The sequence below is a fragment of the Calothrix anomala FACHB-343 genome (assembly GCF_014696435.1).
GTDB lineage: Bacteria > Cyanobacteriota > Cyanobacteriia > Cyanobacteriales > Nostocaceae > Aulosira > Aulosira anomala_A.
Window position 1 is genome coordinate 24,653 of record NZ_JACJQG010000030.1, and the last position, 25,569, is coordinate 50,221.

22 protein-coding genes and 1 pseudogene are annotated in these 25,569 nt (G+C 40.7%); 7 read left to right on the top strand and 16 right to left on the bottom strand.

What is annotated here, in order from left to right; genetic code table 11:
• Nucleotides 1-125: 125 nt before the first annotated feature.
• On the bottom strand, nucleotides 126-2,396 hold the full coding sequence (locus tag H6G08_RS18035) for a RelA/SpoT family protein (protein WP_190545379.1): 2,271 nt from the start codon (nucleotides 2,394-2,396) through the stop codon (nucleotides 126-128).
• A gap of 296 nt (nucleotides 2,397-2,692) precedes the next feature.
• On the opposite strand from H6G08_RS18035, the gene patD reads away from it, so the two are divergent.
• Complete coding sequence (gene patD, locus H6G08_RS18040; RefSeq protein WP_190545381.1) at nucleotides 2,693-3,049, top strand: heterocyst frequency control protein PatD; 357 nt, start codon at nucleotides 2,693-2,695, stop codon at nucleotides 3,047-3,049.
• A gap of 436 nt (nucleotides 3,050-3,485) precedes the next feature.
• Here patD and H6G08_RS18045 read toward each other — a convergent pair whose 3' ends face one another.
• The gene (locus tag H6G08_RS18045) at nucleotides 3,486-4,382 is read right to left on the bottom strand and encodes a LysR family transcriptional regulator (RefSeq protein ID WP_190545383.1); all 897 of its coding nucleotides are present in this window, start codon (nucleotides 4,380-4,382) and stop codon (nucleotides 3,486-3,488) included.
• Nucleotides 4,383-4,625: 243 nt separating this feature from the next.
• Between H6G08_RS18045 and H6G08_RS18050 the strand changes: the two genes are divergently transcribed.
• Together H6G08_RS18050 and H6G08_RS18055 are read left to right on the top strand one after the other, a co-directional pair.
• Nucleotides 4,626-4,898, top strand: a complete 273-nt coding sequence (locus H6G08_RS18050; protein ID WP_242046186.1) for a hypothetical protein — start codon at nucleotides 4,626-4,628, stop codon at nucleotides 4,896-4,898.
• Nucleotides 4,899-4,909: 11 nt separating this feature from the next.
• On the top strand, nucleotides 4,910-5,569 hold the full coding sequence (locus H6G08_RS18055; RefSeq protein WP_190545385.1) for a glutathione S-transferase family protein: 660 nt from the start codon (nucleotides 4,910-4,912) through the stop codon (nucleotides 5,567-5,569).
• A 365-nt stretch (nucleotides 5,570-5,934) separates the two neighbouring features.
• On the opposite strand, the gene H6G08_RS18060 is transcribed toward H6G08_RS18055, so the two are convergent.
• From H6G08_RS18060 to H6G08_RS38710, 5 genes are all read right to left on the bottom strand, one after another.
• On the bottom strand, nucleotides 5,935-6,447 hold the full coding sequence (locus H6G08_RS18060) for a GNAT family N-acetyltransferase (protein WP_190545386.1): 513 nt from the start codon (nucleotides 6,445-6,447) through the stop codon (nucleotides 5,935-5,937).
• Between the two features lie 213 nt (nucleotides 6,448-6,660).
• Nucleotides 6,661-7,221 (bottom strand): pyridoxamine 5'-phosphate oxidase family protein, encoded by a 561-nt coding sequence (locus tag H6G08_RS18065; protein WP_190545388.1) that lies wholly within the window; start codon nucleotides 7,219-7,221, stop codon nucleotides 6,661-6,663.
• Between the two features lie 237 nt (nucleotides 7,222-7,458).
• Nucleotides 7,459-7,869 (bottom strand): hypothetical protein, encoded by a 411-nt coding sequence (locus H6G08_RS18070; RefSeq protein WP_190545391.1) that lies wholly within the window; start codon nucleotides 7,867-7,869, stop codon nucleotides 7,459-7,461.
• Nucleotide 7,870: 1 nt separating this feature from the next.
• Nucleotides 7,871-7,933 (bottom strand): hypothetical protein, encoded by a 63-nt coding sequence (locus tag H6G08_RS38705; RefSeq protein WP_339381896.1) that lies wholly within the window; start codon nucleotides 7,931-7,933, stop codon nucleotides 7,871-7,873.
• A gap of 63 nt (nucleotides 7,934-7,996) precedes the next feature.
• Complete coding sequence (locus tag H6G08_RS38710) at nucleotides 7,997-8,164, bottom strand: cupin domain-containing protein (protein WP_339381701.1); 168 nt, start codon at nucleotides 8,162-8,164, stop codon at nucleotides 7,997-7,999.
• A gap of 143 nt (nucleotides 8,165-8,307) precedes the next feature.
• Between H6G08_RS38710 and H6G08_RS18080 the strand changes: the two genes are divergently transcribed.
• Nucleotides 8,308-8,847, top strand: a complete 540-nt coding sequence (locus tag H6G08_RS18080; protein WP_190545393.1) for a PadR family transcriptional regulator — start codon at nucleotides 8,308-8,310, stop codon at nucleotides 8,845-8,847.
• Here H6G08_RS18080 and H6G08_RS18085 read toward each other — a convergent pair.
• From H6G08_RS18085 to H6G08_RS18115, 7 genes are all read right to left on the bottom strand, one after another.
• Nucleotides 8,844-10,115 (bottom strand): ATP-grasp domain-containing protein, encoded by a 1,272-nt coding sequence (locus H6G08_RS18085; RefSeq protein ID WP_190545394.1) that lies wholly within the window; start codon nucleotides 10,113-10,115, stop codon nucleotides 8,844-8,846. The two genes, H6G08_RS18080 and H6G08_RS18085, sit on opposite strands and share 4 nt — an antisense overlap.
• Nucleotides 10,116-10,515: 400 nt before the next feature.
• Nucleotides 10,516-11,571, bottom strand: coding sequence for a 3-deoxy-7-phosphoheptulonate synthase (gene aroF, locus H6G08_RS18090; RefSeq protein ID WP_190545396.1), 1,056 nt, complete (start codon nucleotides 11,569-11,571; stop codon nucleotides 10,516-10,518).
• A 442-nt stretch (nucleotides 11,572-12,013) separates the two neighbouring features.
• Nucleotides 12,014-12,493 (bottom strand): PAM68 family protein, encoded by a 480-nt coding sequence (locus tag H6G08_RS18095; protein WP_190545398.1) that lies wholly within the window; start codon nucleotides 12,491-12,493, stop codon nucleotides 12,014-12,016.
• 11 nt (nucleotides 12,494-12,504) lie between these two features.
• A complete protein-coding gene (gene rpsO / locus H6G08_RS18100) occupies nucleotides 12,505-12,774 on the bottom strand; it encodes a 30S ribosomal protein S15 (RefSeq protein WP_190545401.1) in 270 nt (89 codons plus the stop codon).
• 367 nt (nucleotides 12,775-13,141) lie between these two features.
• Complete coding sequence (locus H6G08_RS18105; protein WP_190545403.1) at nucleotides 13,142-14,812, bottom strand: alpha-amylase family glycosyl hydrolase; 1,671 nt, start codon at nucleotides 14,810-14,812, stop codon at nucleotides 13,142-13,144.
• 197 nt (nucleotides 14,813-15,009) lie between these two features.
• Nucleotides 15,010-15,864 carry a cyanophycinase gene (locus H6G08_RS18110; RefSeq protein ID WP_190545405.1) on the bottom strand — a complete coding sequence of 285 codons (855 nt, stop codon included), beginning with the start codon at nucleotides 15,862-15,864 and terminating at the stop codon, nucleotides 15,010-15,012.
• A gap of 411 nt (nucleotides 15,865-16,275) precedes the next feature.
• Complete coding sequence (locus tag H6G08_RS18115) at nucleotides 16,276-16,479, bottom strand: hypothetical protein (protein WP_190545407.1); 204 nt, start codon at nucleotides 16,477-16,479, stop codon at nucleotides 16,276-16,278.
• A 345-nt stretch (nucleotides 16,480-16,824) separates the two neighbouring features.
• Here H6G08_RS18115 and H6G08_RS18120 point away from each other — a divergent pair, with 345 nt between their 5' ends.
• The gene (locus H6G08_RS18120) at nucleotides 16,825-18,735 is read left to right on the top strand and encodes an ATP-binding protein (protein WP_190545409.1); all 1,911 of its coding nucleotides are present in this window, start codon (nucleotides 16,825-16,827) and stop codon (nucleotides 18,733-18,735) included.
• Between the two features lie 36 nt (nucleotides 18,736-18,771).
• On the opposite strand, the pseudogene H6G08_RS18125 reads toward H6G08_RS18120, so the two are convergent.
• Both H6G08_RS18125 and H6G08_RS18130 read right to left on the bottom strand, forming a co-directional pair.
• Nucleotides 18,772-19,895, bottom strand: a pseudogene (locus H6G08_RS18125) (RNA-guided endonuclease InsQ/TnpB family protein).
• Nucleotides 19,896-20,386: 491 nt separating this feature from the next.
• Entirely contained in the window at nucleotides 20,387-21,709 is a 1,323-nt protein-coding gene (locus H6G08_RS18130; RefSeq protein WP_190545411.1) for a DUF58 domain-containing protein, read from the bottom strand.
• A 786-nt stretch (nucleotides 21,710-22,495) separates the two neighbouring features.
• Here H6G08_RS18130 and H6G08_RS18135 point away from each other — a divergent pair.
• Nucleotides 22,496-24,379 (top strand): glycoside hydrolase family 2 protein, encoded by a 1,884-nt coding sequence (locus H6G08_RS18135; RefSeq protein WP_190545473.1) that lies wholly within the window; start codon nucleotides 22,496-22,498, stop codon nucleotides 24,377-24,379.
• Nucleotides 24,358-25,458, top strand: coding sequence for a galactose-1-phosphate uridylyltransferase (gene galT / locus H6G08_RS18140; protein WP_190545413.1), 1,101 nt, complete (start codon nucleotides 24,358-24,360; stop codon nucleotides 25,456-25,458). Before H6G08_RS18135 ends, galT begins: the two co-directional genes overlap by 22 nt.
• Nucleotides 25,459-25,569 lie beyond the last annotated feature (111 nt).

The following is a 25,569-nucleotide window of genomic DNA, read 5'->3' on the forward strand; positions in this document are numbered from 1 at the left end:
GGACAAGGGGGACAAGGAGGACAAATGACCATTGACCATTGACCATTGACCATTGACCATTGACCATTGACCATTGACAATTGACCATTGACCATTGGCACAAAGGGCGGGATAAAACCCCGCCCCTACTCGTCAATTTGACCGATGCGCCGAATATTGAGAATGTCGCTCATTTTTTTAATTTGCACAAACACTTGTTCTAGTTGGGGGCGATCGCGTATATCTATACCCAAGTCCATTAATGCTGGTTGTCCAATGGCTGTTTTTACCTGGGCATAACGGACGTTAATTCCCTGGTCGCTTAACCGCGATAAAATATCCTTTAAAACACCCACTCGGTCTAATGCTTCAATTTGAACATTCACCGGGTAAGTATGGGGACGAGAACTATGTTCGGCGGCCGGGTTCCAACCTACTGGTACTAGGCGTTCATATTCTACGCATTCGAGGTTATGACAGCCTTGGCGGTGGATGGAAATGCCTTTACCTCTGGTCACTACACCAATAATTGGTTCGCCAGGAATGGGCGTACAACAGCCAGCTAGATGATATACCAAACCTTCTACCCCAACAATTGGCGAATCGCTGGCACGGGAGGTTGCAGGCGCATCGCGTAAAGCTTTGTTAGCTGCGGCTGATTCTTTGGGGAGAAATGGCTGAACAACAGCAAGGGGTTGTTGGGCTTTGACTACTTCACGCCAACGGTTTAATACTAGATTTAAGGTGATTTCACCGTAACCTAAACCGGCAAGTAAATCTTCTACGCTGTGGTAATTACATTTTTCGGCGACACTCTGCATTGCATCTGATTTCAGCAGGCTATCAAAACCGGTTTTACCCAGTTCTTTTTCTAGTAATTCCCGACCGCGAGCTACATTTTCTTCCCGGCGCGATCGCTTGTACCATTGTTTAATCCGGTATTTAGCGGCGGAGGTTCTGACAAAGTTCAACCAATCCAAGCTGGGGTGGCTGTTCTTTTGCGTCATGATTTCCACAATATCCCCGTTTTGCAAGCGGGTTGATAGGGGAACCATCCGCCCGTTCACTTTTGCCCCGGCGCAGTGGTTGCCAACTTCAGTATGAATGTGGTAAGCAAAATCTATACTGGTGGCACCAGGGCTTAAGGGTATGACATCACCTTTAGGGGTGAATACATATACATCATCTTCAAATAAATTATCTTTGACGCTATCTAAATACTCTTGGGCATCTTTTAAATCGCTTTGCCATTCCAGTAATTGCCGCAACCAAGTAAATTTTTCATCAGTAGCACTTAAATGGCTATTATTAGAATTGCCTGTTTCTTTATATTTCCAATGGGCAGCAATTCCGTACTCCGCAATATGGTGCATTTCCATTGTGCGAATTTGTACTTCTAACGGACGACCTGTCAGCCCAATTACACCAGTATGCAATGACTGGTAACGGTTTGGTTTTGGTAGTCCAATGTAATCTTTAAATCTACCAGGAATTGGGCGAAAGGCATCATGAACTATGGCTAAAGCACGGTAACATTCTTCGTTAGTTTCAACAATTATTCGCAATGCTGCTAAGTCATAAATCTCATGAAATTCTTTTTGCTGTCGTTGCATCTTTTGGTAGATACTATAAAGATGCTTGGGACGACCGCTAATATCCAGGCATTTGATGCTGGCTTGTTGCAAGCGATCGCGTAAAATGGCTGTGGCTTTAGCTAATTTTTCTTCTCGCGATGTGCGTTTCTCAGAAACGTGCTGTTGAATTTGCCGGAAAGCATCAGGCTCTAAATATTTAAAAGATAAATCTTCTAGTTCCCATTTAAAATGCCAGATCCCCAAACGATTAGCTAAGGGCGCAAAAATATCTCTGGTTTCTTGGGCAATACGGCGGCGTTTTTCATCTGGCATTACTTGTAAAGTTCGCATATTATGTAAACGGTCTGCTAACTTCACCACAATGACGCGAATATCTTGCGCCATTGCTAAAAACATCCGCCGAAAGTTTTCCGCTTGACTTTCTGTTTTACTTTTGAAATTAATTTTAGAAAGTTTGGTGACGCCTTCAACTAATTGTCTAACTTCTGCGCCAAAAAGCTCTCCTATTTGCTCAATTGTGATATCTGTATCTTCCACTACATCATGGAGAAATCCAGCTGCTATCATAGCAGGACTACCACCTAAATCATGTAGTAATCCCGCTACAGCGACGGGATGACAAATGTAAGGTTCGCCAGATTTACGGTATTGTCCTTGATGCAGTTGATAAGCAAATTCAAATGCACGACAAATTAAATTAGCATCGTTAAACCTGCGATCGCTTTCAGCATTGCCATTATTAGTTGATGAATGGACTATGCATTTCTTAAGCCAATCCGGAAGGGGAATATCAACTGAAGAATTAAGAACTATAGTGCTCATACAAAGGGGACTAGAGGTGATCTGTGGTTAATTTCAGATAGGGACAAAAATTACAGCATTGTCGATAGCAAATGCTGTTGTCCAAAGGCTAGTTCATCAAGTCATATAAATCTGATACCTTTATTGCCTATGGTAATCATCCAGTGCGGGTTTCTTGCTGCATCATCCCAAATATATATTGCTGGCAAATGAAGCCTCAAAGCGTAATTTGAGGCTTCTAGTTCTAAAAAGAGCTTAAGAAAGTTTATTGTAGAAAAAAAATTACTTGACATTAATACTATCTTAACTAGCACTGGATGTCTCTAAATACAGATAAATATCAGGTATTGGCTAGCTTTCTAGAGGAGTTCCGCTCTGATGCTACTAACACCCCACTCAATGCGAATCAACTGCGACAGCGTTTAGCCTCCTTAAAACAATTGTTTGTACAGCAGATTGTACCTTTAACTGAGGAAGACTCAAAGGAGCAGTCTTATCGGACAGAGATGAGTAAGCAGCTACGGTTGTTGGAAATTGACATTATGTTTTTCCAAGGTGCAAGGCAGGTGTCAACTGCACAAGCAAGGCTGCAAACAATTAGCGATCGCTTGACAACTCTGATCCGATATTGCGATGCTATCCTACGACCAGAAGAAACAAGGGAAGAATCATAATTAATCCCTGCTCTCTGTTGTTACTTTATCATCCCATTTAAAACTGATTGTTGACAGCTATTTTCGCCACAAGTTCTCCAATCAGTTATCTATCCCTTGAACTTACGCGATCCCCACGGCAGACTCGGCAATTACAACTGTGGAGAAAATTTACAAAAACTTTGATCCCCAAATATACGTTTTCCTGATACTCAAAATCTGAAATTCTGATGTGTAAAGGTTTTCATTATCCCACACCTGAGTCAAAAAAACTTTTTTGCCATATAATATTTTTCTCTAATCAGAGTATATAAAACTAAACTTTAATTGATTATTTATTGGCAAGACAAGAAGGAAAAGGGAGACGACGAGAAACCGATGACTATTGACTATTGACTATTGACTATTGACTATTGACAGCCCTTGCCAGTTATATATTTAATTACGCCAACCTTGACTATAAATAAGCAGATTTAGCCAAAGTGTAAAAATCAAATTTCTTTAGCATTTCTAAAAATGTGAATACAGCCGGAATTTGCAACCCATTAGCTAAAATTGCAACACCCATGATTCTTTCCAGGGGTGTTGGTAAACTATATACCTGGACATTGTGAGGAATTGGTACGGCTGCTAATTGGGGAATAATAGCAGCCCTTAGTCCCTGATTGACTAGGCTGACAATCGTAGAGTCTTCTTGAATATCGCTGTTAGTCTGGATAAAATTAGCGACAAACTTCATGTGATTGTGGAGATTGCGCCCGCAGGGTAAACAAGATAACAATACTGGTGAATATACTGCTATATCTTCCCAAGTAATTTGTGGGCTGCTAACCTTGGCGTTTGGTGGTAGCAACGCGACATATTCATCTCTGATAATTTCCCAGGCTTCAAATTCATCACTAGTAGGTAAATAAGTGACGCCCAAATCGGCTCGTCCTTCGCGCAAACAATGTTCTACCTCTAAGTAGGAAAGACATTCTATGATTGTTACAGCTACTTCTGGGAATTGATCGTGAAATTGTGCGATCGCTTTTGGTAATAAATGAGTAGCAACACTGCGAAAGGCTGCAATCCGCACATGTCCACCATGCAACCCTTTAGACAGATTCGCTTCTTGTTCCATCATCTCTAGATGATGCAATGATTGACGCGCATGATAGACAATACGCTCTCCCGCAGGTGTAAGTATCGCACCATGACGACCTCTTGCAAACAAAGGTACACCTAATTCTTCTTCTAAAGTAGCGATCGCATGACTAATAGCAGGTTGGGAAAGTTGCAATTTTAAAGCTGCCTCACTAAAGTTACCACAATCTGCTACAGCAACTACGGCTCGAAGTTGGGAGAGTTTCATGGCGAATTGATCTAGGGGTTAGGGGCTAGGAGTTAGGAGCTAGGTGTGAGGGAAGAAAGATTTTTATACTTAGTTATGCTAAAACACAGCGTAAATAGCTGACTTAGTTTTGTCAAAAATATTATATTCGTGTTTTTTATATGTATAAATGGCATTTATAGCAACTATACAAGCCATGTTTTGATTATTTAGTCAAGTGTTGTTAGAGTTTTGTTGTCACGAGCATCTATCAGGAATAATGATATGAGGAATGAATTGAGATGCCTACAACCAGAAGAGATAAAAATAACTTCTAAAGCTAGTAATATCCTCACTTCAATCAAAGAAATACTGCATAAATTCTGGCAGAACACCGTAAAAATACTACTATCAGATTCTCAAGAATTAGAGGTTATCAAAAAGGTTGATCGCCAAGGTCATATTTATTGGCAAGCTTACGATCCTGTAAGCGGAAAATCCTACTCTTCCGGTTCGGAAGTTGATGTATGTATGTGGATTGAGCAGTTGTACAGGTAATAAAAATCAACATGACGCAACTTAGATTAGTAATTGGTAATAAAAATTATTCATCTTGGTCATTACGTCCTTGGTTAGCTTTAAAGCAGTTTGGGGTGCAATTTGAGGAAATTCGCATTCCTCTTTACACCCCAGAAACTGCATCTCAACTTCAGGAATATTCGCCTTCAAAAAAAGTACCTGTACTTTTAGATAATAATCAAAGTATCTGGGATTCTCTGGCTATTTGCGAATACCTAGCTGAAGAATTTCCTGATTTGCATTGGTGGCCAGAAGATAAAATTAATCGAGCCTTAGCTCGTTCTATTAGTGCAGAAATGCACTCAGGATTTCTCAATCTGCGGCAGAATATGCCAATGAATTGTCGTGCTAAATTTCCTGGAAAAGGGTTAACATCGGAAGTGCAAAAAGATATTGACCGGATTACTAGTATTTGGCAAGAATTTCGCCAAAAATTTGCAGCAGATGGCGATATGTTATTTGGTAAATTTACCATTGCTGATGCTATGTTTGCCCCTGTGGTATTGCGGTTTGTGACTTACGATGTGCAATTAGATCATATTTCTCGGAAATATGCAGAGGCAATTTTAGAACTACCTGCTATGCAAGAATGGATAGAAGCAGCTAAACAAGAAACAGAAGTGCTTTTACAATACGAATTGTATGTGTAGGGGACTTCCAAATAAAAAACATCGCGATCGTTAACTTACCAAGCTTGCAACCCGTAGGAGCGGGGTGACTCCCATAGGTGCCAACTTAAGCTAAAAATATCCTCTGTCTTAGCTTTGTCATCCGCCTGAGAATGAATTCTCAGGCTAATAACCCAAGTAGGGGCGGGTTAAGCGAGATAGTCGTGAATTATTGGAGCATATCTGTGAACCCGCCCCTACGGAAGTAGACTCAAGATTTTGAGGATATTTAGTCATCTTGAGATGACTTTGACTATTAGCAAGGAACTTCAGTTCCTTGCGGTAGAAGGGTTTCACGTTAAGTTCACACCAATGGGGCTTACCCTGCCCCTAAAATTTAGGATAATTTATTTTGATAAATCAAGTTTCATTTTGAAAGAAGTACCGCCGACTCGGTTGATGACTTCACTACCATCAACCGCTCGCCAACCAAGTTTTTGATATAAAAGTAAAGCAGGATTTGAACTTCTGATACTCAATGATATTGAGGGGTAAAAGGCTTTGGCTGCGGCTAATAAATGAGTGATTAATTGCGTACCTATACCTTGATTTCTATATTCTGGCAGAATTGCGATCGCCAGTTCTGGAGTTTCGTCATTAATATATCCATAACCGCGATTTTCGCCAGTCAGTAACCGTATCCATGCAGCGCCTACAGGCTGATTATTATCTACTAAACTAGCCAGAAATCCCATATCACCATTAGCACCCCAGTTTTTCACATATCTAGCTAGTTCGGGATGATTTATGGCATCCTGTATAGTTAAATTCCCTTCTTCAGCCATGTGTGCCGCTTCATATAGCATTTGCCAAAGAAAAGGTTCATCTTCTTGTATAAGTGGACGAATTGAATAATTCATAAATTATGGGGCATGGGGCATGGGGCATGGGGCATTGGGCATTGGGCATTGGGCATTGGGTAATACCGTTTCACTTTAAGTTTGATACAAATGGGTTTGCAGGGGGGCAGGGAGCAGGGAGCAGGGGGAAAGAATTAAAAAGCATTGGATTTGTATCAAGATTTTCGTGAATTGGTATAAGAAGAAAATAGTAATTTTTTTTGCTTATTTCCCCTAATCTCTAGGTAAATTGCTTAATGGAGTTGGTAAGCCATCAATACTGATGAGATTTTTTTGCTGTTGATATTCTTTAACGCCTTGTTTGCCTTTTTTATTTGCCCAATCGACTAAAATCTCGCGTTGTCCTTGATATTCATAAAGTGGTACGCCAAAACCACAAGAAGTTTGCACTCGTTCAATATCAGCTATGATGATTTGGCGGTATCCAGGAAGCGTTGTAAAAAGAGGATAAAAGGAGTCCCATTCTGGGGAATCTGGTAATACTGTATACCCGCGACCGTAAAGGCGTAAAATTCGAGCAGCGCCTTGAAAAGCACAAAATAAAAACGTAATGCGCCCATTTTCTTGCAAATGTGCTGAGGTTTCGTTACCGCTACCTGTTAAATCTAAATAGCCTACTCGGTTGGGGGAGAGAATGCGAAAACTATCTAATCCTTTGGGAGATAGATTAATATGACCTGTGGGGTTTAAAGGTGCGCTACCCACAAAAAAAAGGTGCTGCTGGTTAATAAATTCTTGCAATTCTTCTGTAATACAATCAAAAAGTTTAGCCATAAATTCCAATTATGTCCGCTCTACAATCGAATTTTAAGATGGCTAGTTAGAAGTCGTGTAAAAATAAGTTGAACAATTTAATATTTTTAGTGCGGGCAGCGTTCGACTGAGCGCTCACGCCGAAGTCTTGCCCGCGCGAGCAAGATGCTCGCACTACTTCTTTTTACTTGATGCCTTAGTGAAGCAAAACCCACCTTGAGGAAGGTGGGTTGAGTGCATTGCCAGATTGAAAATAACTTATTTGGATGCCAGAAGTTGTGATACTGCTGCATGTGCTAAGACAACATCAGGTTCGCGCTGGAGAGCCGCATAGTATTTTCTGGCAAAAACATTGCCTAATTCTGAAGGTACAATGAGTCTTTGCGCATCGGCAATTAACTTTTGCAGAGATTCCGGTAGTATGGGTTCGTCTGCTGCTAGCATTTCATCAATTTGCACAACTAGCTCCGAAATTTTATGTAACCAAGCAAATTGTTCGTGATCGATAACTAGTTGCAAAAGTTCTGCGCTGGATACTCTACCGCTTACTTGTTCGTAAGCGATGCGTTCTGTATCCAATAAGGTGGAATGCAAATTGAGGAATTTATTGCGCAAATTACGTAAAAATTGCTGTTGATCGATGCGTTGTAGAAGTGTTTTAGAAGTCAATTTAACCCATCCTCCCGTTACGATAGTCGGCTATTGCTTGAATGATTTTGGCTTCAGTGTTCATTACAAATAGGCCACATAGCGAACAACTGTTTTTTTAGCGGTACAACAGCGATGAGTAGGAAGTCTAATGGTGATGTGGCGTTCGATGAATTAGCGATCGCACTATTTCTTCTTTGTCTTGTACAAACAATACCATTTGCCCAACTCCTGCCGATTCTTTTTCTGTACCAAATAAGCCTTCACCATCAAGCACATATATAAAAGCATTGTATTCTTTTGGCAGTGGTTGCACTGCGATCGCTCTTGGTTGGAGTGTGAAATAAAAACTTAGTTTTTATTTGTTTTATCCTATATATGATTAATCTTATAATAGCATAAGATGATGTGAAAAATGATAGATTGAGTTTCCCCTACTTTAGCTTCGGAAAACCGCCTATGTCCTTAGCTCATACAATTCTCGGACTACTTCAGCAAGAGGAGATGACAGGTTACGATCTGAAAACTACTTGTTTCGATCAATGTGTTGCACATTTATGGCCTGCAGATCAAGCACAAATTTACAGAACCCTAGATAAATTGGTTGAGCAGGGTTGGATTAGTTGTAGCGTTGAAATTCAGAGCGATCGCCCTAATCGTAAGGTATATTCTCTTACAGAAGCTGGAAAAGCCGAATTTAGCAGATGGTTGCAATGTCATCAGCCTTTACCAACAATCAGAGAACCGTTGCTAGTGCAGTTATTTTTCGCCGCTCAATTACCGAATGCAGCTATTATTAAATTGCTAGAACAACAGCTAGCTATACGCAACAAAAAACGGGCTGAGTGTGACAATATTCAACTACCAAAACTAGAAGATTGCACAAATCGCGAACAGATCATGCAACGACTGGTACTAGATTTAGTCAGTCAACGAGAACAGACTTATATTGATTGGCTAAAAACAGCAATTGATATGATTGAGCGTACACCTAATTAGAGACAATGCAAGCCTTTATTTTGCATTTTCTGCTCAATTTGTTGCATTTCGGCAAGGGTTTCTCCGGTAACAATGCCATAAATTTCGGTGTAAATTTTGCCGTATTTCACCTTTTCTAAAGCTGACAAAATAATTAAATCTTTACGATCTAATTCTGGTTTGAAAGCGGTTAAAACAGCGTCTAATGTGCCATCTATCCGGTAGTCACTGGAATATTTAGCCACTTCCTTTCCTAGTTCTAGCAAGGTATGACGCTGCAAACAAAGTGGTGTGGAGCCATTAACGCGAAAATTGGCATCAATTGTATAAAGTTGTCCATCCTGGGTTTCTAGGACATCAAAACCAATTACTCCAAAATAACCTTGTTGATGAGCATACTGACCAATAGTAGCAATCATTTCAAAAAACTTACTCATATCAGTTTCGCGGTAATTAATTAGTCCGCCTAAATAATTACCTTCTGAGGTGACAAGTTGTGTTGTTGTCCCAATTAGGGTTATTTCTCCGGTTTTGCTGACATAGAATTGTACGCAGTAATTCTGTACAGCATTTTTGATGAATTCTGAGACAATAATCCAATCGAGTAACTTAATCTCCAGATATTTCTTTAATTCTTTATAGCAATAGTTTAAATCGCTATTGCTTTTGATAATATAAGTACCTTCTCCTGAGAGTCCGTGAGAGGTTTTAATTAAATAGGGAAATTGCTCTGGTAAATGAATATTTTCCAAACTAACGTTATGGAGATTGTAGCTGTTGTATGCTGGACATTGTACCCCCAGTTCAGCTAGGGTGACTTTACTTAGTAGATGGTAGTGTGTATGAGGTGCGATCGCGTGTTTTTCATATTGTAAATTATCAAAGGGAAATAGGGTGATGATTTTGTCAAAGCGATCGCTATGGCTGAGTTCTTCTAAATAAACAGAGCAATCAAACATTTCCATGTTGACGTAGTTAAAGTCAAAATGCTCTCGCCAGTAGTCAACCAGTAAGTTGTGCGGGGGAATGATCGTAATTCCAGGAAGGAACTCACCAAGCACAGCTAAATTTTTCCAAGCTTCTTTTTGGCAAATTTTATCAAATGAGGTTTTAGTAGCTTCACTACTGCCATCTTGAATATAGTATTTTTTTGTATTAGGGTAAGCTGCCCAACTAGCAGTAGCCGGATAATTGGGGATAAAAGCATAACTTTCATCGATGATATCTTGTGCAAATAAATCTGATAAAGAACTGCCTTGAAAGTAATCAAACTTGTATTTTGCGCTCATAAAAAAATCTAATCTTTGTTGTATTTAAATATTTTTATATCCAAAAAATAGTTTATAATTAAGCATAAACCGAGTTATACCAATTTTCTATGAAGATGCATATAATTAGCCTGCCTTTGCAGGCTTTGTTTGTTTAGCCCCACCCTTCTAGGGTGAGGGCGTTAATGTGCAGCCTCACATATAATTGGTATTATGCATAAATTACGATATTAACGACAATCTGCTAATTAAATTAACAATAAATGCTGAGTTTTAGTTAAACTTCTACTATAGGAATATGTTTATCTATACCAAAAGTTTTATTTTTACCAATTCAATAAATTTAAAGAAAAAAGATGCACGCAGATAAATGTTGGTGTTTACCTGCGTACATTTGTAGTTATGTTTTGACTGATGAGAATTAAACTACAGCAACTGCTGTTTGCCAACGTCCTACAGCTTTACCAACTACGGCTAATTCTTGCATTAAATGGTCAAAAGCGTCTGGTGTCAGGGATTGAGGCCCGTCTGACAAAGCTTTTTTGGGGTTGGGGTGAACCTCAATCATGAGAGAATCAGTACCAGCTGCGATCGCGGCCATAGACATCGAAGGTACAAACTCAGACCAACCCGTACCATGACTAGGATCGATCATAATTGGTAGGTGAGTTAACTTGCGTAAAACAGGCACTACCGATAAATCTAGGGTATTGCGAGTATACTGACGGTCAAAGGTGCGAATTCCGCGCTCGCATAAAATTACATTCGGATTACCTGCGGCTAACACATACTCAGCAGCCATCAACCAATCCTCAATTGTCGCCGCCATTCCCCGCTTTAAAAGTACTGGTTTCGATTGCGCGCCTACTTTTTTCAGTAGCGAGAAATTTTGCATATTTCTCGCGCCTACCTGAATCATATCGGCAACTTCCGCGATTTTATCCAGGTCGGCGGCATCCATCACTTCTGTGATAATTCCTAATCCGCTAACTTCCCTAGCTTTCGCCAATAATTCCAAAGCACTCTCACCATGTCCTTGGAAAGCGTAAGGAGAAGTCCGGGGTTTGTATGCACCACCACGTAAAAACTTGGCTCCAGAGGCTTTAACGCGCTGCGCCGTCTCAATAATCATTTCCTCATTTTCTACGGAGCAGGGGCCAGCAACTACAACTACCGGATGATGTTCGCTAAAAACAACAGGCCCGTCAGGGGTGCTAACAATCACTTCCGAAGCTTCCCCGTGGCGGTATTGACGACTAGCACGTTTATAAGGCAACTCTACCCGCAAAACTTGCTCAATCCAAGGGCTAACTTCTTGAATTTGTAGGGGATCTAAATCCGCAGTCTCACCAACTAAACCAATAACTACTTTATGTTTACCAACAATTTTTTCTGGTGTCAGTCCCCAACCGATTAATTCTTCATTAATCCGATTGATTTCTGCCTCTGGGGAACCAATTTTCATTACAACAATCATATTAAATTCCCTGATTAGTTGAGTTGTTTGTTAGCGTGGTTTTCAAAAGAAGCTTGAGTTAGTAAATAAGCCGTCACCTAAAATTTATTAGTAGGTCTATGACAGCAGAATGTATACTTCCTCTGAGTTTTAGGTATTTTCTTTAATGTAATACACTGCCACTGGGGACAACATGAGAAACCTGATTTAATATTGTTTCTCAACCTAATCTGAGGAGCGTAATCTGATGAATTATCAATGGTTTAGCAGAAATATTGATTTTTTATTAAATATTAAAATTCAATTTTAAAAATATAGCGCTCAGTATATTTATGACTGAAGATTGGGGATATAAATAAACATAAATTTTTAATTAGCAATGTTGAAGTTATCAATTTCAACTTCAACATTTACTTTAAAATTTACCCAAAATTACAGTCTTCTGATATCTGAGCGCCAAAAATCACACCTTTTTCTGCCGAGTTTCTCGCCAAACATCCACCATGCGTCCCCAATTGGTGCCGAACTCAGCCGCACCCAGCCAACTACCAACTCTGTCTTCATCCCAAGAAGCAGAAAGCACGCCATAGGTGATTCCTAATACTCCCAAGCCAAACAAGGCCATGTTGACCAACAACACGGCAATGGGAGCTAATCTGATGTCGGTATAAATGGTCAGTATGTAGCTAGCAACTAACGTGGCAATACCTAAAGCTGTTGGTATACCACAAAATGCCGCTACTCGGCGAATCATCCTTTGGCTGACAACCTTGGGGATGGCCATTTCCTCTTTGGTGTAGGGTGGCTGCTTGGTTGTTTTTGTGGTCTTTTCACCAGACTCTTTAGACTGTGCTGGTGGTTGACTTTTAGCCTTTGCTGGCTTTTGGCGCTTTGTGTTCGGTTCAAAAGGTAAGCGGCTGCGTTCAGATTCTTCAGCAGACATAAGCGGTATCCTTAACCACGAATTCCCAAACGACCAATTAAAGCTTGATATTTTTCTCTGCTTTCCTTTTGGACATAAGCAAGAAGGCGCTTACGATGTCCAATCAGCTTTAACAAGCCTCTGCGAGAAGAATGGTCTTTTTTGTTTGCTTGCAGATGTTCGCTGAGACGGTTAATCCGTTCAGTAAGCATTGCAATTTGGACATCGGCAGAGCCTGTATCAGTTTCGTGAACTTGATAGCTGGAAATGAGTTCTTGTTTGCGCTGTTGCGTCAGAGCCATGATCGGATTTAATTTCTAGTGTTTCTAAATTTATGCAGCAGTCTCTAATAATATCACAGGCCTTAAGCTGTGGGGTGAATCAAGCTGAGATACCTGAGTTATTGAGGAAGTTGGGGATGTAAGTACTGCTTTGCATAAATTTATCACTTTTTAAACGCAGAGGAACGCGGAGGTTAGCGCAAAGTTTCGCTGAGTATTTCACCAGCCAATTCGCTATGAATTAATGAAATTGTGTACTAATAAGACTTACGCACACTCTACGAACTCTTGGCGTTCTTGGCGTCTTGGCGGTTCCATAAATTAAGCTTTTTGGCAATTTTTGCGTAAGTCCTGACTAAGCAAAGTTAATCTAGGACTGAAGTTCTGATTACGCAGTAATGAATATTTTGGCTGTGTAGGGTTGGATATCGGTAATTAAAGCATCTTCGCTTACTTCTACAGGCGTGTTTGTGAACCAATCTTGCCAATTTTCGGCTTTTGGGAAGTTGGGAATTTGATAATCGTTGAGATAATCATCAGCGAAATTGACGACAACGACTACTTGCGAACCTTGGTTATCCCAGCGAAGGTAGCTTAAGAGTTTCGCCTGTGTATCTTCGTGGAAAAACTCTATATTGTCACTTTGCAAAGCTAGATTATGTTTACGTAGGGCAATGAGTTTTTTGTAATAATCGAATAAATCGCGGTTTTGGGGGTTTTCTAACAATGGCCAAGCGATTTTCTTTGGCTGAGTGACTTTTTCGCTTTTGCGCTTGTGTTCGCCAAATTCTTCACCCATCCATAACATAGGTATACCCACTGCTGTCATTAATAGGACTGCGGCTAATTTGGCGCGGGTAAATGCAGCTTGATCAAAAATTCCGCGATCGCCTAATTCTCTAAATAAACGTTCGCGATCGTGTGTGGATATATAATTGATCGCATTAGTACCAGTTTTATAACCCTGCTGTCGCGGATCTAAAACTTGCTTGAGATGATCTAGTTCAAATTTTTCGCCACAAACATGAGGCACTATAAAGTAATGAAAACTTTCATGCCAACATGCATCTAAGGGCCCTTCTGGTGCTGTAACTTTGTTAGTATCAGGAATATGTTCGGCAATGTTATAAAACGGTTTTTTAACAGTATTCTTTTTTGCTTGTTGAGCCAGCCAATGCAAAAAGTCAAAGTTAGCTAATTGGCGCACCGCATCAAAGCGAATCCCATCAATATGATATTCTTGTACCCAAAACCGCACTACATCACCAACATATTGCCAAGCAGGTTTAACATCTAATTTTTCGTCATAATTATCATAGTTAAACTCTGGCCCCCAGTAATTATCCGGGTCTTCCGGATAGTGCATGTATTCGTAATACCAGTAATTTCTATCTATCAGCATTAACGGGCATTCTTCATCAGTATGATTATAAATTCCATCCATAAATACCCGAATGCCTCGACTATGACATTCATCAATTAATCGCTTTAAATCTGCTGTGGAACCATAACTAGATTCTGTGGCGAAAAAATGGCGAACTTTGTAACCCCAGCTATAATCGCCAGGGTATTCATTCACTGGCATTAATTCAACAGCATTAATTCCTAATTCTTGGAGATAATCTAATTTTTCAATCGCATCTAAATATTGTCCTCGTTTTTCCCTATCAACTTCACCACCAGTAAAATCAGCAATGTGCATTTCATATATTACTAATTCATTATTTTCTGGTAATGGGATATCGTCATACTGCCAACTATAACTATCAACTATTCTTTTACCATTCTTAATTTGTACTAAACCCACTTTTTGCTGTTCGTCAACATCTGTGGCATAAGGATCTATGACATCTACCCATTCATCTGGGGAAAAATTAGGACTTTGACTTTGGACGCGAAATTTATATTGATAAATACCATCTGCTAAATTTACTTGGGTATAAAAATAACCATCTACATTTTTCTCCATTGGCGTTTCTTGCCAATCAGAAAAAGAGCCGATTAAACTAGCTTTTTGATTACGAGGTGCAAATAATTTAAAATCAATTAAGCTACCCATTTTGAATCCTTATTTTTTCATTACAATAAATTCTGTCAAGCAGGGCTGATGTTATGGCTACATACATTGCTGATTAAAACGTAAAGTTAATGTTATAAATCCCCCTAACTTTCCAGGAGTTGGGGGAATATTAGCAGTCAACATTACTAAAAAATAAATATTTACTTTCTAGTGAGTCCAAATACATCTACTAAAAGTTAGATATTACCTGAACCGACAGGTACAGATGCATCAGCAATAGAAGCATTTTGTAAGATAGGTTGACGAGTTTTTAAATCAAATTTATAGCCATTTGGCAAAATATGAAGCTTTGCTCCGAAAATTGCCAAAGGTTCATCCTTCAAAATTTCGTCAATATTGTTGTGTGTGGCGTCTGATTCATCAACAATCGTCACTGCACCTTCACCAACAACTTCAATTTGGTTATCGGTAACCACCATAGCGGTATTTTCATCAATACCAAATCCTAAGTCTGCTGGTTCTTGTAATAAAGCAGAAATTAAGCGCCCTAAACGACCGCGTTGGGAAAAATGTTGATCGATAATTACTCCAGGTAAAAAGCCCATACCAGGGCCAATATCAACTATTTCAATTCGGGGATTTGTTTCGGAATCTCCTTCAACAATCATAGTGTCAGGCATCACTGCAGCGCCAGCACTTGTACCCGCAACCACAACACCTTCAGCAAATCTTTTATGAATAGCTTCATCAATTTGAGTGTCTTTAAGAATGCTGGTAATCCGTGCTTGATCGCCGCCAGTGAAAAATATTCCCGTTGCATCGTTAACGGCTTCTAAAGCTGTTGAGGAAGCTGCATCTTCACGAGTTTCTGTATCAACTATGCGAACTTTTTCTGCTCCTAAGCGTTCAAAAACTCGAATATAATTTTCGCCAACTTCTCTCGGTAGTTCTGTTGCTGCTGTCATAATGACAATATGAGCTTTGGTACCGCCTGCACGCCGTAAAAACTCCCGCAGGATTTGACAATCTCCTTCTTTATCTTCAGCTCCACCAATTATCACTAGCTGCCGTTTAATATCTGTTGTTACCACGATCTCACCTAAAATTTTCTGTAAGTATTTTCAATAAAGCATGACAATTACAGCGATAAAATCATCCATTTGGTAGATTATTAACAATTCAAAATTCAAAATTCAAAATTCAAAATTAAAGACATTTTTAGTCGGGGATTTCGACCCTCACTAGTTGAGCTACCACAAGCTTAAGGGGTCTTAAAGCCTTAAATTGACGATGAATTAAGTAAGAAAAATTAAGTTTTATCAACAAATCTTACTATATTAATCTAGACTTAATCTATCCTATATATGCTTTATTTTATAAGCCCATAGAAATTATTCTATGAGCTTATGAGATAATTGTTATTTATTTAATTGGTAAAAATTTGTGGTGTTGAGTATAATTGAGAGAAAATATGCATCCCGATCAAAAAAGTGTTTTTTAACTTAATGAACTTGACTTCTATAAATCAAGTTGAGTAAAAAAAGACGAGCTTGTTCGAGGGGAAGATGTCTAGGTTTACCTTGATAAACAATTTGGTATTCATCGATATCTGGGCCATCTCCATGACCAGAAATTAGCTTAAGGTGAAATGCTCGATCGGCAAGTTCCCGAACTTCATTTCTTAAAGAAACTTGTGAACTGTTCATACTTTGCTGTTTATTAATAAACCGTATTTTAGATATATAAAACTTGCAAATAGTTTGCACCTTTCAAAGGTTATATTTTTGAAGGGGAATATGAATGGAAAAATATTCTCAATCTTGTCCATACTGAGTGAGAAATAAAGAAACTGCTTGATTATGCCCTTAGATAGCTGAAGATTTCTTTGAGTAAGGTTAAGCTGTCTCAGTGAAGGTTGAGTTTTATACTCTGAACAGTCGTTAAGCGATCGCTTCTCCAAGCGTAAATCGAATCAATTGCTCATCGATAGGTCTGGGTAAACGCCTTTGAGCGTCCCGACTTCAGGGTGTTTAGCTAGAGGTTTATCATCAATGCTTCAAGAAAAAAGCACCGATGCAGTTCGCATCAACGCTAGAAAAACTGACGTATTCGATATTTTCAAGTTCAAGCATTACATGGGCCCTAATCCCTATCTGGAAGTAGGGGCTTTAGTGTTCAACTTTGTACTGACGGAGTATAGAACACCTGTGCCCATTGAGGACTATGTTGCGATGATTAGCGATCGCTATCCTCATTTAGGCAATCGAGAATACGAATCCTACGCCCATTTATTTGCTCAAACTCTATCGGAAGTCGGAAAGCTAGAAATGGGGTTACACCTCACCCGTTGGAGTATCCAGCCAAATGCAGATAATGTGCGTATCGCTATTCAATCGCTGCACGAACGCACAACCAGGGGAGTAGTCTATTTTGTCTGGGATTGGTTTGAGGCGATTAACCGAGATGCAGACTTTCTGTTTGAGGATGAGCTAGCAAGGCTGCAAAATAAATTTAGACAATCGGCTTACGGTGGCCCCACAGTTTACGCTTTATTACGCACAGCCTATGAAAAAGCTATTCCCACTTTTTATTTGTGGGAAGAAGGCTTAATGCAATACGGCTATGGTAAAAAACATATTCGCGGTATTGCTACAACTTTTGACTGTGATAGTCATATAGATTCTGACTTTACCACTCGTAAAGATGACTGCAAAGCTTTCTTAAAAACCTTGGGTTTCCCCGTACCGGAAGGTGATATTGTCAATACCCAAAAAGATGCTTTAGCTGTAGCTAGAGAAATCGGCTATCCGGTTGCTGTCAAGCCTGTAGTCGGACATAAAGGAATTGGTGTCACAGCCGAAGTCCAAGACTCAGAAGAACTAGAATCAGCTTATGATAGAGCGTTAGCGGCAATTCCAGAAGAACAAGCCACAAGGATAATTGTCGAAAAAAGCATATCTGGGGCAGATTTTCGCTTGCTGTGCGTTAATGGTAAATTTGTCGCCGCGACAGAAAGGCGTCCCGCTTCCGTTGTGGGTGATGGCTATTCCACTATTGATGAGTTAATTCGCGAAGAAAACCGCAAACCTGCACGTTGGGATACACCAACTTCTCCTATGAGTAAAATCCAGCGTGATGAAGCGATGGAATTATATTTAAGAGAACAGCGTTTGACATTAGATAGTGTAATTGAAAAAGACCAGACTGTTTATCTGCGCAAAGTAGCTAATCTTTCTGCTGGTGGGATTAGTATTAATGCTACTCACACAGTTCACCATGACAACATTATTTTGGCGCAGGATATTGCCCAACACTTTCGGTTAACTTGTTTGGGGATTGATGTGATTACCAAAAGTCTGGCGGAATCTTGGAAAGATGGTAACTTTGCCATCTTAGAAATTAACGCTGCACCCGGTATTTTGATGCATCTTAACCCGGCGGTTGGCGATAGTGTGGATGTACCTTCCCATATTTTAAGTACATTTTTTGAGTCAGGTACAGAGGCAAGAATCCCAATTATCACTTTTAATAAAATCTCCGTCCATGATTTGCAAGAAACCATAGATCATATTCTGTTACAACATCCTGATTGGACAGTTGGCGCTGTTTGTCGTGAAGGAGTTTTTGTTAATCGCTCGAAAAAAGTTTTAAGCAAAGATTACAATACCAACGTTCAAAGTTTGTTACGCAATCCCAAGTTAGATTTGTTAATTGCCGCATACGATGAGGAAATTTTAGATCGGGATGGAATGTTTTACCAAGGTAGTAATATGGTGGTTCTCGATAATCCCAGCGAAATAGAAATGATGTTAGTTCGGGATATTTTAGAAGGCTCTACTGTCGTGATTAAAAAAGGAGACAGTGTTTCGATTAGTCGTAAAGGATTAATTGAAGATTACACCTTGGGAGAAGATGAACCTTTTACAAGGGTTTATTTAAAAGAAGTGGGGACACTTTTTTGACATACTCCCCACCCTTGAAGGGTGAGGATTCTGGGGTCAAACAGCAATTGCAGGCACAGCCAGACTTACATCGCCTAACCCAATGGTTGATGCCCCAACCACTTGAATATTACGTGCGGCGTTTTCGTCTCTTGGGTTAACTGACTGGCAGGAAGGACAACGCCACTGTCTGACCGACAAATCCAGGCTTTCTAAGATATGACCGCAATTTGAGCAAGTTTTACTACTGGGACACCACTGGTCGATAAAAACAACTAATTTGTTCTTCTTTTTGGCAACCCATTCTAGGTATGCCATGAACTCACCAAAAGCTAAGTCTGATATTTTTCTACCCCAAAGTCGCTGCATTCCCTTGAGGTTTAAAGTCTCAAAGCAGAGAACATCAAACTTATCAGTTAACTCATGAGCTAGTTTCCAAAACCAATCACGCCGACGATGAGAAATATCCTCATATTTGCGTACTAAATTCTTTCTTGCTCGTTCTCTATTGGAGGAACTTTTTAGTTTTTTAGACTGTTGCCTACTGGCTTTTTTGATGGCGTTTAGGGATTGCTTGAAGAATTGGGGAGACTCAATCTTAGTGCCGTCTGAGCAGGTGAGAAATGTCTTCAATCCGAAGTCAAAGCCAGCGATTTTACCCGTCTTAACTTCAACTTCTGGGTTATTCCCATCGTCAACAACCAAAACCATAAACAATTCACCTAACGGAGTACGTTTAATGGTTAGGGTTTTGACTTTTCCCTCAATTTCTCTAGACTGACAAAATTGATAAACACGCAGGCCAATTTTTACTTGGTTCCCACCAAAGATTTATAACCTGCTTGCTTAAGGGTGAAAGATTTGTACTTCTTAACCTTTTTAAATCCTGGCGGACGAACCCCCTTCTTATTGTGTTTAAAAAATAATTGGTAGGCTTTCTCAATGCGTTGACAAATATCTTGTACCGCCTGAGAACCTACTGATTGCCAGAAAGAATTACGCTTCCTTAACTTGGCGATATGAGACTGAAGTTTTGCGCTCCGTAAATGCTTGCCAAACATCCGATAATACCGTTTATGTAGGGCAATACAATGGTTGTATATCACCCCAGCAGCGTTGATTATGCGCTTAAGGTGTCTATTCCGTTTGTGCTGATATAACTTAAACTTCAGTGTTTTCATAATATCCATGATACCATAAACGGGTAGCCGATGGATAGCGCGATGAAAGAGAGATTAAGTGTACGAGTTGACCCTCAAAGGCTTGAAAAATTAAGAAGGATTGCCAAACAGAAACGCAAAACAATGACTCAAATGATTGAAGACTGGATTGATAGACTACAGGAAGAAAAGTCGCCCTAGAAGGGCGAGGCTTTAGACCCAGATTTTTGGTAAGTTCATATACTATAGCCATCCTATTTGAGATGCAAACAAAAGGGAAAAGGAAGATAAGTATTTATAAATCATTTAGGATTGCTATATATTGCTGGAATTACACCCGTTATGGGAGCATCCCAAATGTGCAAAAACGCCCTCACCCTATAAGGGTGGGGCTAGAAATACGAAGCCTGCCTTCGCAGGCTATCAAACTTTTAGCCTGGGAAGGCAGGCTTTGTTGGTATAGCAATACCCTAGAAGGGTATTGCGTCAAAATTGGGATGCTCCCCCAGTTGTTAAAGCTGATTCCGCGCTTTAAGTTGTAAGTATCTTTCCACTAATTGATCTGTAATTTGATGTGCTGGTGCGTCAAGTACCAACACACCTTTTTGTTTTAATTGGGCAAATGCAACTTGACGCTGTGCTAATAAATCTAAAGCTACCGCTCTGATATAAGCCTCTGTAACATCTTCTGTAAATGTATGCGCCCGCCGATCGACTTGCGGATCGCGCAAAGTCACGCAAAAGGGGAGATAACGGGGTGCTAGGCGAGAAAGGGCGGCGAGGAGTTCGGTGGAGGCGGTGACATCAACTATGTCGGTAATTAATACTACTAATGCCCGCCTTGTTTGTTGTTGGACGACGCTGGTAACGGCTCCTAAATAATCAGATTCTAGTAATACTGGTTGAATTGGGGTGAGGCGGTCAATTAAGTGTGTGAGATAATTTTGACCGCGTTCTGGTGGAATCCACGTATGCATTTGGCGATCGAATACACCCACGCCAACGCGATCGCCTCGATGTAATCCCGCCAAAGCTAAAGCTAAAGTTGCATTTAACCCCCAATCAAAGCGCTGCAAACCCTGCACTTTCGCTGTCATCAATCTTCCCCGATCCAGCAAAATCAGCAGGGTTTGTTCTTGTTCTGGTTCTAAAACCCTAACTAAGGGGGCTGTATTTCCATAAGCGCCAACTTTGCGGGCGGTAGCTTTCCAATCAATTAAGCGTAAGTCATCACCAGTACGATAGTTACGCAGTTCGGCAAATTCTGTGCCAATTCCCATGCGCCGTTGGCGAATCGCTCCAGATGATTGCAAGGCGAGGCGAATAGAAAGCGATCGCAATCCCACTAAATCTGGATAAACTTTAACTGTCAGTTTTTGGGGAATCTGCCAATCATTCCACGCTAACCCCCATAAACCTAACTGTCTTACCTGAATATTTCCCCAGTCAAATTCTCCTCGTTGTGTGGGGTGGACGGTATAGGTTAATTCATGATTAGTGTTAGCAGCTACATTTGCTCTCAGTTTTGCTGCGGATACGCCAAAGTCTGTAGGGTAGTAATCGCAGATTTCAAGAATGGCATTAGAATTTGCAGAGGTGATATTTAGCACTACTGGGTTGTCTCGCCCAATAGATAAACGTGAGGGAATTTCCCGGTTGATTTGCACGCGATCGCGTTTTACCCGCAAACCATCCACAACCATTAATCCTAATACCAGGACATCAAATAAAAGCGCGATCGCAATACTAGTGGGAATACCCAAAACCATAGCCAAGATAGGGGCGATGGCAATTCCTATCAGCAATAATAAATAAACTCTATTGGCTGGAACCATTTTTAATTAATCAAATATAGCGATAATCATCAGCAATTTCTGGCATTTTAAGCTAAACCTAGAGATTTTGCCAGTAATTACTTCTTTAACAGCTATGGCAGATAATTTTATTAGTAATGGCGGTCAAATTATCTCATAAGCTTTATAGCAATCCTATCGGAGTTGTGAAAAATTTTTTTTAATGAACCGCCCTTCGGGTTCAGCAGTTCCTCATGGGGGAAACCCCCAAGAACGGACTGCTTCACCAAGTACGCTAAGTACGCCAAGGATAAGAGAAAAAAACTGAGAGGTTGCAAATTTCACAAATAATTTAGGATTGCTTTAACATTAAAATAATTAATATAGAACTTAAATTTCGAGATTCATTTTCTACTGTAGAGTTCGTTATTAATCCCCAAAATCGTGATGAATGGTGTGACATGCTGTCGCTGACACAGCCTAACATCTAAGATTAAAATTATTAATCTAGGGCTATGATTTCGGTATAAGGTAGTAAAAAATTTATTTCCAATTTAGTCAAAAATAATTATTAACTTTTGTCTCGAATATGCCATAATGTCACGAGTCAAAAGGTAGTACCTAATTAAATACCCCTAAGTCAAATAGGGGTAAATTACTAATTTTCTGATAAGCAAGCTCGACAATTAGTTTCCCTATCTTAAAGCAGAGCCTGGTTAGCAGATAGTAAATATTTTTAGGTATTTATATAGTTTTGACTCTAGAAATATTGACCAAAAGCCAAGTTTTTTAAACTCTTTTACAAAGCAAATTTAGGAATATATGATGATGAATTTGTTGGAGTTGGCGAATAATCCTGTGGATTTAAAATCTCATGCAGTTACTCAGCCAAGTTTAGAGTTAATTGATATAGCTTATCCGCGTCCCCAATTGCAGCGCCTTTCTACTACCGATGCAACGCGATCGCCTTGGCAAAATCTCAACGGTCAGTGGAAGTTCGCATTTGATGACCAAGGCAAATGCGCTCAACCAAGTGACCTCAAGCAATGGACACATGATATACAAGTTCCCTTTGCTCCTGAATCTATCAAAAGTGGGATTGGCGATACAGGATTTCATGCTAACTGCTGGTATGAGAGAGAATTTACCACTCCCGAAGGTGAGGGTAGGTTATTACTGCACTTTGGCGCTGTAGATTATCGCGCTCGTGTTTGGGTGAACGATCGATATATTGGTGAGCATGAAGGCGGACACACCAATTTCACAATGGATATTACTGCTGCTTTAAATGACAGTGGCATCACAAAAGTTACAGTCTGGGCGCAGGACGATCCGCAAGACTTAGCCAAGCCGCGCGGAAAGCAGGATTGGCAACTAGAACCCCACAGTATTTGGTATCCGCGTACAAGTGGAATTTGGCAGACAGTTTGGGTAGAACGTGTGGGCGCGACTTATATCGATCACATCCGTTGGACTCCTGACTTTGAACGCTGGGAAATTGGTTGTTATGCGGCGCTGGCAGGGGATACACCCGCAGCTGGCGTACAAATGAAGATGAAATTAACTGTAGGCGATCGCATTCTGGCTAATGATATTTATGAAGTATTCAATGGCGAGATTAACCGCCGCATTTCCCTATCAGACCCAGGTATCGATGACTACCGCAATGAATTGTTATGGAGTCCGGAAAAACCGACGTTAATCAAGGCAGAGATTGATTTATCCCATAACGGACAATTATTAGATAAAGTCATATCTTATACAGCCTTGCGGACTGTCAGTATTCAGCGCGATCGCTTTATGCTCAATGGTCGCCCCTACTATTTGCGCTTAGTGCTAGACCAAGGTTACTGGGCTGATAGTCTGATGACTGCACCCGATGATTTAGCATTGCGGCGAGATGTGGAACTAGCCAAAGCGATGGGTTTCAACGGAGTTCGCAAGCACCAAAAAATAGAAGACCCGCGATTTTTATATTGGGCAGATGTGTTGGGATTGCTAGTATGGGAGGAGATGCCAAGCGCTTATCGCTTCTCCCCCAGAGCAGTGGAACGCATGACTCATGAGTGGACAGAAGTTATTAAGCGTGATGCCAATCACCCCTGTATTGTTGCTTGGGTACCATTTAATGAGTCTTGGGGGGTGCCAAATTTAGTTGAGACACAAGCTCACCGGAACTATGTTTTGGCTATGTATCACTTAACCAAGACCCTCGATCCGACTCGTCCGGTGATTGGTAATGATGGTTGGGAAAGTACAGATACGGATATTCTCGCCATTCATGATTACGATACAAATCCCCAGCATTTAGCTCGTAGGTACGGGCCAGAAGTCCAGCTATCAGATTTATTTAATCGCCAACGTCCCGGAGGCAGAATCCTCACACTGGATAACTACCCACATCAGGGACAGCCAGTCATGTTGACCGAGTTTGGCGGTATAGCCTACGCGCCAGAAGAACAGCCTGATGCTAACAAAGCTTGGGGATATGAGCGCTGCTGGAATCTCTCAGAGTTAGAAATCAAATACACTGCTCTGTTAGAAAGTGTGAATCACATCGATATGTTTAGCGGTTTCTGCTATACACAATTTGCCGATACCTTCCAAGAAGCTAACGGGTTATTGTACAGCGATCGCACGCCGAAAATTCCCCTGGAGAAGATACGCGCAGCCACCCTTTCTGGAGGTTTATGTACTCCCACAAGTTGTTAAAGCCAGATGGACGCCAACTGACTTTATATAGTCGCTATCCAATTTCCCCAGATATTACAGCTACTAGCCCCAGTAATGAGCCAGTGCAAGCCAATCCCCACCTGCGCTGGCACCCCTTACGGGGGGAATGGGTAGCTTACGCCAGTCACCGTCAAGGGCGGACTTTTATGCCGCCGCCAGAATATAACCCCCTCGCACCCACCAGTAACCGAGAGTTTCCCACAGAACTACCCCCAGGGAAATATGATATTGCTGTGTTTGATAACCGCTTTCCTTCAATGGCACTCACGGCACATAATCCACCAGCGAGTATTGTGGAAACCTTACCTGCTAATGGTGCTTGCGAGGTAGTGGTTTTTACTCAAGACCCCCATGCTTCCCTCAGTTCCTTGGAATTAGCCCACCTAGAATTGCTGTTACAAGTTTGGGGCGATCGCGATCGCGAACTCGGCGCAAATCCCCAAATTCAGTATGTTTTGCCCTTTGAAAATAAAGGTGTTGAGGTAGGGGTAACTTTACACCATCCCCACGGGCAAATTTATGCATATCCGTTTATACCACCAGTTCCCGCCAGAATCTTGGAAATGCAACGGCAATTTTATCAAGAACAGCAACGGGGTTTGTTAGCGGATTTAATTCAAAAAGAGATAGCCGATAACCAGCGTATTCTATATCAAGATGAAGATGCGATCGCCTTCGTCCCCGTCTGTGCGCGTTATCCCTACGAAGTATGGATTGCGCCTAAACAACCAGTTCCTAACTTTCAAGACTTGAGTGCAAAGCAACGTCAGGGATTAGCCAAAGCATTAAAAACCGTCACTCTTAAATATGATGGTTTGTGGAATCGCCCATTTCCCTATCTCATGGCTTGGTTCGGCGCGCCAACCGACGGTAAACCCCATCCAGAAGCCCATTTACACGCCCAGTTTTATCCACCCTATCGCACCAGCGACAGACTCAAGTATTTAGCAGGAACCGAACTCGCCGCCGGTATGTTTGCTAATGACGCCTTACCAGAGGAGAAAGCCAAAGAGTTACAGGCGATCGCTGTGAATCTACAAATGCCAATTTCCGCATAAAGTGAAAATTGGGAAATTACAACCAGCGCATCTTCTAAAAGATGCGCTGATTAAACCTTTGAGAAAACTCATATTTTAATACCAATTGATTTCTGAAAAATTTAAGTATAT